Here is a 14,136-nt window from a genome sequence, read left to right on the forward strand (position 1 = left end):
ATAATCTCAAGGCTCTTTTTTTTAAATCATATTAATGTGATTTATTATTAATCATCAAGTCCGCCACGTCTCGTGCTATCGCGAGCTTCAGGCCAAGTCATTTGCTCACCTGTACGCTTACTTATAGGTAAGACAATCTTATCACGTGAAGTTTTATCTTCATCTTCACTAGCCATATAAGCTAAGACTGCAGTAAGAATGGCATTGTTCTGCACATCATCCCAAACAATTTTATCATAAGTATCGCGGTTAGTATGCCACGTATAATTCCAATAATCCCAACTTAATGAACTTAGGTTAAATGCCGGAGCACCAGCTGCAACAAAAGATGCATAGTCAGATCCACCACCACCAGGAATACCTGGGAAATTAGTTTCAATACTTGCGACCTCATCAGGAACAGCAGCTAACCAGCTACCCACATAATCGTAAGCATTTAAAAAGCCATTACCTGAAATGGTCGCCACACGACCGGTTCCATTATCTTGATTAAACACGGCCTGAACACCTGCTACAATTTCCGGATGATCCTTAACAAATGAGCGCGACCCATTAAGACCCTGCTCTTCACTTCCCCAGTGACCTACTAAAATTGTTCGTTTAGGATTAGGATATACTTTTTTAAGAATACGCATTGCTTCCATCATAACTAGGGTACCAGTACCATTGTCTGTTGCTCCCTGAGCTCCATCCCAAGAGTCAAAATGCGCAGAAAGAATTACATATTCTTCTGGTTTTTCAGATCCTTTAATTTGAGCAATTGTATTAAAAGTAGGTACTTCACCTAGATCTTTTGATTGTGCCATTACTTTGATTACTGGTTTATCACCATATTCAGCAAGACGGTATAGAAGTCCGTAATCTTCAAGAGCGATATCTACCATTGGTATTTTCTCTGTATATGCCGAAAAGATTTTGTTTACACCAAAACCTCTAGACCAGTTGCTCGTTACGATTCCTGCAGCACCAGCTTTTTCCAGTATTTTAGGTAATTCTCGTGAAGAATATCCCGTCGTTTTAATACGTGCATTCCAAGCATCATTTTGAGCTTCTCTTTCCATTTTCATTTTTTCGAATGATTCTGGCGTAGCCCATTTTTCCCAATTGTCATCAGGTCTTCCGGTAGGTTGAGGCATTGAGATTAATACAAATTTGCCTTTAACCGAATTTAAAGTTTTCTGAAAACTAATAGAGTCTTTTGCCTCAGGGAGAATTACCACTTCAGCTTCAATTCCTTTAGATGAAGTAGAAGGACTCCAAGCAAGTTGCATCCCCTCTAAGCTTACACTACGCGGGCTTACCATATCTATATGCGTAATTCCGCGGTCCCAGCCTCTCCAAACACCCCATTGTTCATTCTCTGCAGGAATGCCCCAGTCTGCATATTTTTGAACAGCCCAGTCGTGCGCATTTTTCATTTCTGGAGACCCTACTAATCGTGGCCCTACCACGTCGAGTAATTCGTGAGCTAGATTTTTGAGTTGTGAGTTTGTAGTTGCCTCACTTACAATGTTTTTAACGGTTTCTTTCTGGTCTTGAGCAAATAGGCTTGTGCTCAACATAAGACCTAAAACCGGTAGATAAAAGGTTTTTTTCATTAAAATAGATGTTAGTTATGTCTTAAAAATAATGCAACTATTTTTAATAAAATAATTTACTAGTTACGATTTAGTAACACTGATGTCTATTCTATGTGATTTTTCAATGATTATGTGGTTTATTAACTACTTAATTAAATTTATAAAATGAGCATTCTGAAATATTTGCTTAGTTAGATGGATAAGCTAATCTTTGATTAAAAATTTATTGAATCCTTTAGAATTACTGAAAAAAAAATACGCCCTGAATAAGGCGTATTGGATTTATAATTGAACTCTTTTCTGTAATCTACTCACTGTTTTTATTTGTAGATCCTATTGATATAATTCTACCTGAAGATTTTAATAATTTTGAACTATTAAATTGCTCTTCTGAAAGTTTGATTTTATTATTTTGAGATTCATATTCCTCTAGAGTAAGCGTGCGTGTTTTGTAACCTACCATATTAAAAAGAATCGTATCCTCTTTTTTTAAGCCATCTGCTTGTTCAAAATAGAAGACCCCATCGTTTTTTGAAGTAACACCTTTCTTTAAAGATTTTATAAAAACATTTACTCCCGCAATAGGTTGATCTGTTTCTGCGTCAGAGATAGTACCGTAAAGACGTTGCCCATAAAAGTTAGCTGAAAACAGTAAAAAACAAGAAAAAAGTAATAAATATTTCATTTCTGGTCTGCTTAAAATAAATTAGCTCATATACTAGGCCATAGCATATTAGCGCGTAAGATATTAAAATTACAGAAATATATATCGTTTTCGTAATTAATTTAGAAAATATTATAGTTAAAATACTATTGATTTATTTGGGGTTATTCTGCAAGAATTTATAAATAAAGCAGATATTTCTGGCGTATTTGCTTAAACTTCTCCAGATCTTCTTGCCAGCCTAATTGTATTTCTTCAAAAGAAACTCCTTCTTGAATTTGTTTTTGAAGTTTAGGAGTACCAGCATGCGCAGTGAAATTCTTTGTATCGAAGAACGTGTCTTTTTGTGAATAACTAGTATAAGCATCTATAATAAATCGAAGATTTACTTCTCTAGGATTTTCTAGTGATCGCAAATCTAATCCGTTGCAGGTAACACCATTAAACTTAGGATTTTTGGAGCCAAAATTAGGTTGAGGTGTATAGGTTAATTTATATAAGTTAGAGGGCAAAAATGGTGAACCGATAACCTGAAATTGCATTTCGGTGCCACGACCTGCATTGAGAGCAGTGCCTTCACAAAGTCCTAAACTGGGATATAATAGTACCGCTTGATCGTTGGGTAAATTAGGTGATGGTCGTACAGGTAGCGAATAGGGCATTGTATGCTCGTAGTTTTCCATAGGAATGACCTGTAGATTTATTTTTTTAGAAGTGTTAAGCCAACCTTCAGTAGCCATCATTTTTGCATACTCACCTATCGTCATACCGTGAACCAAGGGTACGCCTGCATGCATCCCTAAAAAACTGATGTGTTCTTTTTGCATTACAGGGCCATCAACATAACTTCCATTAGGATTAGGTCGGTCAAAAACAAGTACCGGAATGTTAGAATCTGCGGCAGCTTCTAACACATAATGTAGAGTTGCTATATAGGTGTAAAAGCGTACACCAACATCCTGAATATCAAATATGATTATATCAATACCTTCTAATTGTGCTGATTTTGGTTTTTTATTGTTTCCGTATAAGGAGATTACATCGAGCCCCGTCTTAGGATCTTTACCATTTTTAACAGCTTCGCCAGCATCGGCATTTCCTCTAAAGCCGTGTTCTGGTGAAAATACTTTAACCACATTTTGATTAAGGCTCAACAGCGAATCAACCAGATGTGTGTAGCGTTCTGGCTTTTTTGAGTCTTTTAAAATCAACGAACTCGGGTTACCTACTATAGCAATTCTTTTTCCCGAAAGTAAGGGTAGATAAGTTTCAGTGCGGTTTGCCCCTAAGATGAGATGTGGGTTTTCAAGATCTTCGGAATTTATCTCTTGAGGTAATGAAGCGGAGTTAGAACCTGCTTTTAAATCATCAGTTTTTGTCTGTTTACCGTTTCCGCAGGAAATTGCAATTACAAAAACTAAAAAAAAGGTACTTTTGAGCGAACGAAACGCCATAGGATTGAATTTTGAATATTTTACAGCTAAACGCATAATTGGCGCAAAGAAGTATAAAAGTACTGCTTCAACACCTATTATTAAAATTGCCATAATAGCTATTATTTTGGGGATGGTAATGATGATGATTACCATTGCTACTGGAGTAGGTCTACAACAGAAAATTAGAGAAAAAGTCTCTGCTTTTAATGGAGATATTATAATCTCACAGTTTGATGGGAACAACAGTGATATTACCTTAAACCCAATCCCGTTAGAACAATCGTTTTATCCCAAATTCACTTCAGTTCCTGAAGTAAGCCATATACAAGCTACAGCCACAAAAGCTGGAGTTATACGCACCCCTTCAGATTTTGAAGGTATCATTGTAAAAGGAGTAGGTGCTGATTACAAATGGAGTTATATGCAGGAATTTCTTATTGAAGGAAGAATTCCAGATTATTCAAGTTCACTTAATACTGAAGTACTTGTTAGTAATTATCAGGCCAATCGTTTAGGTTTTAAAAATGGTGATAAAGTCATTGTTTTCTTTTTAAAAGATGATGGAGGATTTTTGAATAGACGTTTTGATATTGTAGGTATTTATGATAGCGGGTTTCAGGAATTTGATGAGACGTTTTTGTTTGCAGATATTAGACATATACAAAAATTGAATAAATGGAACAATGATCAAGTAGGTGCTTTTGAAGTATTTGTTTCTGATTTTGATCGTCTTGATGAAATAGGAAATGCTGTTTTTGAGAATACAGGTTCCTTTTTAAATTCGATGACTATTACAAATAAATACTATTCAATTTTTGAATGGTTGTCTTTATTTGACTTTAATATCGCGCTTATCATTGTGGTTATGATTATTGTTGCTGGCATTAATATGATTGTAGCCCTGCTTGTGTTGATTTTAGAGCGTACCCCAATGGTAGGTATTCTTAAAGCTTTAGGTGCAAGTAACTGGAGCATACGTAAAATATTTATGTATAATGCGCTCTATCTTGTGGGTATAGGTTTATTCTGGGGTAATGTTATAGGTATTGGGTTATTGATGATTCAAAAATATTTTGGGATAATTACTCTCAATCCAGAAACTTATTATGTGAGTCAGGCACCGGTATATTTAGATTGGTATTATATCGTTCTTCTCAATTTAGGAACTTTCTTGCTCTGTGCTATAATGCTTTTAGTACCGTCTTATGTGATAACTAGAATATCACCTGTCAAGACCATTAAATTCAATTAAGAAGTATTATTTATAAAGAACACTTCAGGTTGAAAATTCTACAGTTGGGTAATTACTTATTTTTATAATAAGTAGATCTCTTCATATTTGATTTTATTAAAGATTTTAAATATGATTGAGACAGTAATTACATTAGCCATTTATGTACACGCCCTATTTGGAGGAATAGGTTTAATTGCCGGCACACTTAGCGTTATCACAAAAAAAGGAAGTTCATTACATAGAAAATCAGGTAAATGGTTTGTAATCGGTATGTTGTTGAGCTCTGGAATTTCTCTTCCTATTGCATGCATGCCGGGTCATATTAATCTGTTTCTATTTTTGATTGGTCTCTTCACCATATATATGGTAGTAGTAGGAAAGCGTGCTTTGCGCTATAAGTTTAGAAAAAATAAGGTTGCTCGATTAGACTGGACAATTACTATAGTTATGTTTTGTATTTCAATAGTAATGATACTTTGTGGTAGTCTCATGTTTGAGAAGGTTTCAGTTCTTTATATATACTTCGGAATAGTTGGAGTTGTGTTATGTATTTCAGACTATAAATTTTTAAGAAATCCTCACAAAACGAGAAATATGTGGTTGGTACAGCATATAGGTAAAATTATGGGAGCTTACATTGCTTCTGTTACGGCTTTTCTAGTAGCAGGATTAAGTATCTCAGGTGTGGCAATTTGGATAATTCCTTCGTTTTTTGGTACAGCAATCATTATATATTATATAAAAAAGGTGAGAAGAACATCGCTACGACCAGAAGTTAATTGAAGTACTAGTTATGCAGTTGTTCCTAGGAGAATTAAGTGTGATCCTGCTGCTGAAAATGTAATTTGTATCTCTAAAATTTAACTTATTTTTCGAATTAAATACTGTGATGCGTGATTATGTAAAAATCTAATAAAATTATACCTTGCACACTTAAGCTAAAATTTTATGCAATACGCTCAAAATATTCTTGAAACGATAGGTAAAACACCTCTTGTAAAACTTAATAAACTAACTGCAGAACTGCCTTGTTTAGTTCTTGCTAAGTATGAGACTTTCAATCCGGGAAATTCAGTGAAAGATCGCATGGCTTTGCAAATGGTTGAAGATGCAGAAGCAGCCGGCATTTTAAAACCTGGCGGAACCATTATCGAAGGAACTTCTGGTAATACGGGTATGGGGCTGGCATTAGTGGCTATAGTTAAGGGGTATAAAATGGTCTGTGTTATCTCAGATAAGCAGAGTAAAGAGAAAATAGATATTTTAAAAGCTGTGGGTAGTGAAGTAATTGTATGTCCTACCGATGTTGAACCGGAGGATCCGCGCTCGTATTACAGTACATCTAAACGTCTAGCCGAAGAAACTCCCAATTCTTGGTATGTAAATCAATACGATAATCCAAGTAACAGCAAAGCTCATTTTGAATCTACAGGTCCTGAAATTTGGGAACAAACTGAAGGAAATATAACACACTTTGTAGTAGGTGTAGGAACAGGCGGAACAATTTCTGGAGTAGGTAAATATTTAAAAATGCAAAATCCCAATATTAAAGTATGGGGAATAGATACATATGGTTCAGTTTTTAAAAAATACCACGAGACGGGAATTTTTGATAAAAATGAAATATATCCATATATAACAGAAGGGATAGGGGAGGATATTCTTCCTAAGAATGTGAACTTTGATGTTATCGACGGCTTTACAAAAGTTACAGATAAAGACGCAGCTGTTTACACACAACGTCTAGCAAAAGAAGAAGGTTTTTTTCTTGGAAACTCTGCCGGTGCTGCAATCAAGGGTTTATTACAACTCAAAGATCATTTTAAGAAAGATGATGTTGTAGTAGTCCTTTTTCACGATCACGGTAGCCGCTATGTAGGTAAAATGTATAACGACGAGTGGATGCGTGAAAAAGGATTTCTAGATTAATTACTGGTTCTCACGAGTAACATTCATCTCTTGTATTTTAAAATCGCCATCATCTCCTTTTTTGGAGATTGTGGCGTATCCATTATAGGATTCAGTATTGCCTTGTTTTGTTTTTACAACATATCGTATAGGTAATTTAATGTCTGTGTTATCACCTTGCATGGACACTTCACCATCTTCAGTAAAACTTAATTCTACAGATTCGATATTTGCATTTTTTTCTGAAAAAGAAGAGCGTGTACCACGATCGCTAGAAGTAGCCATTTCTTCATAGGCTTTTAAATCATCACCATTATTAAGCGCTTCAAAATATTTGTTTACCTGATTTTTAGCGCTGTTAATTGCAGCAAGTTCGTCAGGATCTTGTGATGAAACGCTCAATCCGGTTTGGTCCATTTCATCTGGAGAGATTTTTTCAGCCTTTTCTTCTAGCCGTATTTCATCAGTGTCTGTTTGTCTGTTGCCGCAAGAATAAAATGCTAATGTTGTAGCGAGGCTACATATAAAAATTGATTTTCTCATAGTAATATATTTAGTTGTTATTTAAAAGTAGTAAGCCTTATTGGTTGATGTTATTAAGGTTATGCTAAAATTGAATTATATTTATAGTAATGAAAGAATCATTACTTCATTATTTATGGAAATTCCGAAAGTTGGGAGCTAGCCCATTATCTTCCCCTCTTGTTACCACCTCGGGTGAGATAATAACAGTCATCAATACCGGAATTCATAATCATCAATCTGGGCCAGATTTCTTTAGCGCACAATTACGTATAGGAGAACAACTATGGGCGGGTAATGTCGAAATTCACGTAAAAAGTTCAGACTGGTATTTGCATAATCACGAAAATGACGTTGCCTATTCTAATGTTATTTTGCACGTAGTCTGGGAAGAAGATTGTGAGGTGTTTAATAGATCTAATCAAGCAATCCCTACATTAACACTTAAAGATAGGATAGATCCTCCACTGCTCATTAATTACCAAAAATTACTGGAAGCAAAATCTTACAATTTTATAAATTGTGAAAAGCAATTTGCTGAGGTAGATACAATCATAATTAACAATTGGTTAGAGCGTATTTATTTTGAACGATTAGAGCGCAAGGTAATTGGTGTCGATCATTTATTAGAAGTAAAAAAAGGAGACTGGGAGGCTGTTTTGTTTACTATGTTGGCTCGTAACTTCGGAACCGTCATTAATGCTGACGCGTTTGAAGAATTAGCAGAAGCACTAAACATAAAAACAATTCGTAAGCTTACGCAAAGTAGCGGCGAATTAGAGGCGGTGTCTTTTGGTATATGCGGATTTCTAAATGAAATAGAACATTTAGATTCTCAAACTCAAAGTTGGAAGGAGACATATACATACGCAAAAGCAAAATATAATTTCAAACCTACTTTGCAGCACCGTATCGAATTTTTCAAGTTACGCCCACCTAATTTTCCCACCATTAGACTTTCACAATTGGCACGCCTATATGAAAAGAATGAATCCTTATTTTCTAAAATTATTACGGTAAGTAACCGAAAAGAATTTCACAAGCTGTTTAACATAACCACATCAGAATATTGGAGCACACATTATAATTTTAAAAAACTACACAAAAAACGTGTCAAAAAACTTACCACTTCTTTTATAGACCTTTTACTAATTAATACACTCCTTCCTCTAAAATTTGCATATGCAAGGGCAAAGGGAGTAACTAAAGAAGATGACCTCTTAAAATTAGTTAGAAGTATTCCTTCAGAAAAAAATACGATAGTTACAGGATTTCAAGAACTGCAGAATTTTAAAAATGATGCCTTACATTCACAAGCTTTTATAGAATTGAAAAAAAATTACTGCAATAAGAATAGGTGTTTGTCGTGCCAAATAGGAAATTTTATTCTCAACAAAACTTAGTATTCTGGCACAGCATTAATTTTAGTAATTTGCAGAAGCTTCGAACCTCTGATAATGGAATTGATTTATAATATTAGGCACTTTTTTGAGCGCAATGGATTTTACGTTTCTTCACGTCTTGCAGATCGCATGGGGATTAGGGCTAAAAATGTACGTTTATTTTTTATCTATCTTTCCTTTGCAACAGCTGGCTTAGGTTTTGCTGTTTATCTGGTATTGGCCTTCTGGTTTAAACTCAAAGATCTGGTTTATACAAAGCGTACATCTGTGTTTGATTTATAACAATGGAGACTATTTTTAAGAATAGAATTTATGTAGCAATTATACTGGTTATAGGAATGCTTTGCCTGGGAATAATGGGGTTCCGTTTTCTGGCATTATATACCTGGACAGATGCTATTTATATGACTATAATCACCATTAGTACGGTGGGTTTTGGTGAGGTGCAACCGCTTAATGATACCGCAAAAATTTTTACGGTAATTCTCATATTAGTAAGTGTATTTGTACTGGGTTATGCCATTTCAATAATTACTGAATATATCTTAAGCAGGAGTAATGTAGAATTATTAAAAAAGCGGAGAGTGCAAAAAAAAATTGATAGTCTTAAAAATCATATTATCGTTGTTGGCTATGGTCGCAATGGAAAACAAGCGGTTCAGAAATTAACAACTTACGGAAAGCCTTTTGTTGTTATTGAAAAGGATGAAGAAGTTGTAAATAAATTTCAATCTGAATCCATGCCGTTTATACAAGGTAATGCTAATGAAGATGAGGTGTTGATCGAAGCTGGAGTTTTTCGAGCATCTACTTTAATATCTGCACTCCCGGATGATTCTGACAACTTATTTGTAGTATTGTCTGCAAGGCAAATGAACGCATCTATGAAAATTATAAGCAGAGCATCTGAAGAGACTACTTATCAAAAGCTAAAATTTGCTGGAGCCGATAATGTCATAATGCCAGATAAAATAGGCGGTGATCATATGGCTTCTCTGGTGGTCGTTCCAGATTTAGTTGAGTTTCTAGATAATCTACAAGTTACAACTGCAGGTCGCGTAAATGTGCAGGAAATTACATTTGAGGCTGTGTGTCCTGATTACGTTACACGCACAATTAGAGATATTGACTTACGTAATAAGACTGGTTGCTCTATTATAGGCTACAAGGCTCCTAACGGAGATTATGTGATTAATCCTGAAGCATCAATGTTGCTTGAGAAAAATTCTAAACTTATAGTAATAGGTAGGCCAGAACAGATTGAAAATTTACATAAAGAATTTGCTATTTAGTAGTATGTTTACTAAATATTGATGAGTAAGCAACATTATCAGTAATGATTTAAGGATTGCTCTATTTTTAATTAAATGTATTTTCAATTTTATGAAACAACTCTCTTTAGCAAGTTTCTTGCTTTTATCTGTATCTAATTTGTCTGCTCAAGAAACGGTAGAAATAGGTATCGACCAGAAAATTGATCAGGCTTTTGCTCCGATTTCAGACTTCTTCTTTAACCTTATTTTTTTCAATGTTTTAGGAATACCATTTGTACTGGTCCTTTTAGTATTTAGTGCATTTTTCTTTACTATTTATTTCGGATTTCCAAATTTTAAATATTTCTGGAGAGCAATACAAACAGTTCGTGGTAAGTATGAAGACATAGAAAACCACGGTGCAAAATTGCTTTATGGTGAAGATGGGATTGCAAATGGGGTTGATCTAAATAAAGTAGATATTGAAGAACATATTGAGCAATTAGATGATAACCTTGCAATTGATGGTGATATTGTAGATACGATACGAGATGAGGCTTCTGCAGGAGAAGTTAGTCACTTTCAGGCTTTAGCTACAGCCGTTTCAGGAACTGTAGGAAATGGAAATATTGCAGGTGTTGCTTTGGCCATTGCACTGGGTGGTCCCGGAGCAACATTCTGGATGATTGTTTGTGGCTTACTGGGAATGTCGACAAAATTTGTAGAATGTACACTAGGTGTTCAATATAGAGATGTTGGTGAGGATGGCACTGTGTATGGTGGTCCTATGTATTATTTGACTAAAGGTCTTAAAGAAAAGGGATTTGCGACTTTAGGAAAAATCGCAGCTGTCATTTTTGCGATTTTTTGTATTGGTGGTTCTTTTGGAGGAGGGAATGCGGCTCAAAGTAATCAAGCAACTATAGTATTAAAAGAGTTATTTAACTTTCAAAGTGCAGGAGCTGGTTTTTGGATTGGTGTAGTAATTGCTGTTCTGGTAGGTATAATAATAATAGGTGGAATTAAAAGAATTGCTCAGGTAACCGAAAAAGTAGTTCCGTTTATGGCTATTATGTATTTAGTGGCTTGTATTTATATTATAGGATCTAATTTCTCGCTAATTGATGATGCTTTAGCCCTTATTGTAGAAGAAGCTTTTAATCCTACAGCTTTAGGCGTAGGTGGTGTAATAGGAGTACTACTCGTAGGTTTTAAGAGAGCGGCATTTTCTAATGAGGCAGGAGCCGGTTCTGCATCTATTGCACACTCTGCAGTACGTACTAAATATTCTGCTAGTGAAGGACTTGTTGCGCTATTAGAACCTTTTATCGATACGGTGGTAATATGCACAATGACTGCTTTAGTAATTATAATTTTCAACTTTGGCGGATATTTTGAATATGGTGGTGATGGTACAGGAGCTGTTATAATAGATGGGTTATCTTATGAAGGAGCAGGTATAACATCAAAAGCTTTTGATGCTTATATCCCATTTTCAAATATCTTTTTAACTATAGCTGTTGTTCTTTTTGCGGTATCAACAATGATTTCCTGGTCATATTATGGCTTACAATCTTGGAAATTTCTTTTCGGAAGAGGAAAGCTGGCAGATTTAGTTTACAAAATGTTGTTTTTGACTTTTATTGTTATTGGTGCAGCAGCAAATATGGGATCTATATGGCAATTTTCTGACGCTATGATTTTTGCTATGATTTTTCCCAACATGGTGGGGTTGTTTTTCTTATTTCCTGTAGTTAAAAAACAATTAGACAGATACTTGGCTGCTATCAAACTTAAACGAGAAGCAATTAAATAATAGCTATTTAACTTAACTTTAAAGCTCTGTTTGTAATTTACAAGCAGAGCTTTTTTGATTTGATACCTTGCTGAAATTTTAAGCTTCACATTGCTAAAGATGATAGATATTAATTGCAGGATTCTAGGTAAAATCCAATTAACGTTTCATTTTTAACGAGCCTGATCTTTGAGAAGGTCTTTTTTTTTAGCATATTGCAACTTTTGACAAAATAAATATTGAACTTAATACGAACTATGAAAGTAAAATTATTTCTTTTGACCTTCGTCTTACCAATTATGGTATTCGCGCAAGATTTAAAAGTAACAGCAGAAGCTTCAAACCCTACTTCAAAAATTAACGACGGTGTTGCAAAAATTTCAGTAACTGGAGGTCAAGCTCCATACACCTACAAGTGGAGTGATCAGAGTACCGCCCTAACTTCTAATGAAGCTACCTCCCTTACAGAGGGTGTTACCCATAAAGTAATGGTTACCGACGCTGCAGGAACAACTATTACAAAAGAATTTAAAATTGAAGCAGAAGCTATAACAGAAATATTTAATGGTACTATGACACCGGCGGTAGCGGCGATGGGTTCAGTATTATTTTGGGATCCTTTTGCGGCCCTAGGTATTTATGATCCTATTATATATGCAGATTTAAAAATGGTTTCAATACCTGGATGGACTGCAGATACACAGGATACATTTACTTTAAATGAATGGCTTGTAGCTGATGGGGCGAAAGTTAAAAAAAATCAGGAGATTGCTGTTATTTCTGAAAGCAACGGGACTGAAATTGTAGTCAAGGCAGATGCTAATGGTACTATTAAGCATCTTGAGGAAGCAGGTAATGTTATATACAACGCGAACAATCAAAAGCATTTAATTCAAACAAATGCCGATGTATTTGCAGAGATTTTTTATGATGAACCGGTTCCGCTAGTATATGCTAATGGTGATGAGAAAACAAATAGTATTCCTTTTATAGTCGTGTGGTTAATATTTGGAGCAGCATTTTTTACCGTTCGTATGGGCTTCATAAACTTTAGAGGTTTTAGTCATAGTCTTGAATTGGCTAAAGGGAAATATGATGATCCTAATGCTCCGGGAAGTATAACTCATTTTCAGGCATTGGCAACCGCAGTTTCAGCTACTGTAGGTTTGGGTAATATAGCGGGTGTGGCTGTGGCAGTTTCTTTAGGGGGTGCAGGAGCTACATTTTGGATGATCGTCGCTGGTCTTCTGGGTATGTCATCAAAATTTGTGGAATGTACCTTAGGGGTAAAGTATCGTGATATTTTACCAGACGGTCGAGTTTTTGGTGGTCCTATGAATTATTTACGTTACGGTCTAGAAAAGCGTAATATGGGCGGATTCGGTAAAGTGCTTGCAGGAGCTTTTGCAATTTTGGCAATTGGAGCCTCATTTGGTGGAGGTAATATGTTTCAGGCTAATCAATCTTTTGAAATCTTAAGTGGGCAGTTTCCGGGGTTAGAAGGTAACGGTTTTTGGTTTGGAATTACCGTGGCGGTTCTTGTAGGTGTCGTTATTATCGGTGGAATCAACAGTATTGCTAAAGTTACAGGTAAGATTGTACCTTTTATGGCTGGAGTATATGTGCTTGGAGCGTTAACCGTAATATTCATAAATATAGAAAATATAGGTCCTGCATTTAATGCAATTATAGATGGTGCATTCAGCCCAAGTGCACTTAAAGGGGGTATTCTTGGAGTTTTAATTGTAGGTTTTCAACGTGCTGCATTCTCTAATGAGGCTGGTGTAGGTTCTGCAGCCATTGCACATAGTGTGGCTAAAACCAATCACCCGCCTTCTGAAGGATTTGTAGCATTATTAGAGCCTTTTATCGATACTGTAGTTGTATGTACACTTACAGCTTTAGTATTGATATTTACAGGGATGCACGAAGTTACAGGGGTAGCAGGAGCAGATTTAACTTCAGATGCTTTTGGTAGTGTTATCTCTTGGTTTCCATATGTACTGGCTGCGGCAGTATTCTTATTTGCATTTTCTACTATGATTTCTTGGTCTTATTACGGAATGAGAGCCTGGACCTACCTATTCGGAAAAAGTAAAAAGATGGAATTATTATATAAAATTTTATTCTTATTTTTCGTAGTGGTAGGTGCTTCGGTAAGTTTAGGAGCCGTCCTCGATTTTTCAGATATGATGATCTTAGCTATGTCATTTCCTAATATTATAGGACTCTATATTATGAGTGGGGAAGTGAGAAAAGACTTGAGAGAGTATTTTAGAAAACTTAAGGCTAATGAATTATTTAAAAAGCAACGTGTAGCTCAGGAAAAGAGTTAATCTCA

12 protein-coding genes are annotated in these 14,136 nt (G+C 35.4%); 8 read left to right on the plus strand and 4 right to left on the minus strand.

Annotated elements, in window-relative coordinates; all coding sequences use genetic code 11:
- Window positions 1-47: 47 nt before the first annotated feature.
- From DSM00_RS03800 to DSM00_RS03810, 3 genes are all read right to left on the minus strand, one after another.
- On the minus strand, window positions 48-1,598 hold the full coding sequence (locus DSM00_RS03800) for a M20/M25/M40 family metallo-hydrolase (protein ID WP_128756683.1): 1,551 nt from the start codon (window positions 1,596-1,598) through the stop codon (window positions 48-50).
- A 289-nt stretch (window positions 1,599-1,887) separates the two neighbouring features.
- Window positions 1,888-2,265: a carboxypeptidase-like regulatory domain-containing protein gene (locus DSM00_RS03805; protein ID WP_128756684.1), complete on the minus strand. Its 378-nt coding sequence runs from the start codon at window positions 2,263-2,265 to the stop codon at window positions 1,888-1,890.
- Window positions 2,266-2,423: 158 nt separating this feature from the next.
- Complete coding sequence (locus DSM00_RS03810; protein WP_241652347.1) at window positions 2,424-3,698, minus strand: exo-beta-N-acetylmuramidase NamZ family protein; 1,275 nt, start codon at window positions 3,696-3,698, stop codon at window positions 2,424-2,426.
- Between the two features lie 4 nt (window positions 3,699-3,702).
- On the opposite strand from DSM00_RS03810, the gene DSM00_RS03815 reads away from it, so the two are divergent.
- The 3 genes from DSM00_RS03815 to DSM00_RS03825 all read left to right on the plus strand — a co-directional run bounded on the left by DSM00_RS03815 (window position 3,703) and on the right by DSM00_RS03825 (window position 6,843).
- Window positions 3,703-4,932: an ABC transporter permease gene (locus tag DSM00_RS03815; protein ID WP_128756685.1), complete on the plus strand. Its 1,230-nt coding sequence runs from the start codon at window positions 3,703-3,705 to the stop codon at window positions 4,930-4,932.
- Between the two features lie 111 nt (window positions 4,933-5,043).
- Window positions 5,044-5,697, plus strand: coding sequence for a DUF2306 domain-containing protein (locus tag DSM00_RS03820; RefSeq protein WP_128756686.1), 654 nt, complete (start codon window positions 5,044-5,046; stop codon window positions 5,695-5,697).
- A 165-nt stretch (window positions 5,698-5,862) separates the two neighbouring features.
- Window positions 5,863-6,843, plus strand: a complete 981-nt coding sequence (locus tag DSM00_RS03825; protein WP_128756687.1) for a PLP-dependent cysteine synthase family protein — start codon at window positions 5,863-5,865, stop codon at window positions 6,841-6,843.
- Here the strand turns inward: DSM00_RS03825 and DSM00_RS03830 are convergent, their stop codons facing one another.
- Window positions 6,844-7,365 (minus strand): hypothetical protein, encoded by a 522-nt coding sequence (locus DSM00_RS03830; RefSeq protein ID WP_128756688.1) that lies wholly within the window; start codon window positions 7,363-7,365, stop codon window positions 6,844-6,846. It abuts the gene before it with no gap.
- An 89-nt stretch (window positions 7,366-7,454) separates the two neighbouring features.
- On the opposite strand from DSM00_RS03830, the gene DSM00_RS03835 reads away from it, so the two are divergent.
- The 5 genes from DSM00_RS03835 (at window position 7,455) to DSM00_RS03855 (ending at window position 14,131) form a co-directional block, all read left to right on the plus strand.
- Entirely contained in the window at window positions 7,455-8,747 is a 1,293-nt protein-coding gene (locus tag DSM00_RS03835) for a DUF2851 family protein (protein ID WP_128756689.1), read from the plus strand.
- Window positions 8,748-8,801: 54 nt separating this feature from the next.
- Window positions 8,802-9,029 carry a PspC domain-containing protein gene (locus DSM00_RS03840; RefSeq protein WP_371454863.1) on the plus strand — a complete coding sequence of 76 codons (228 nt, stop codon included), beginning with the start codon at window positions 8,802-8,804 and terminating at the stop codon, window positions 9,027-9,029.
- A gap of 2 nt (window positions 9,030-9,031) precedes the next feature.
- A complete protein-coding gene (locus DSM00_RS03845) occupies window positions 9,032-10,039 on the plus strand; it encodes a potassium channel family protein (RefSeq protein WP_241652348.1) in 1,008 nt (335 codons plus the stop codon).
- Between the two features lie 91 nt (window positions 10,040-10,130).
- Window positions 10,131-11,816 (plus strand): alanine/glycine:cation symporter family protein, encoded by a 1,686-nt coding sequence (locus tag DSM00_RS03850; protein WP_128756691.1) that lies wholly within the window; start codon window positions 10,131-10,133, stop codon window positions 11,814-11,816.
- 236 nt (window positions 11,817-12,052) lie between these two features.
- A complete protein-coding gene (locus DSM00_RS03855) occupies window positions 12,053-14,131 on the plus strand; it encodes an amino acid carrier protein (protein ID WP_128756692.1) in 2,079 nt (692 codons plus the stop codon).
- Window positions 14,132-14,136 lie beyond the last annotated feature (5 nt).

The organism is Leeuwenhoekiella aequorea, assembly GCF_004104375.1.
GTDB classification, from domain to species: Bacteria; Bacteroidota; Bacteroidia; order Flavobacteriales; family Flavobacteriaceae; genus Leeuwenhoekiella; species Leeuwenhoekiella aequorea.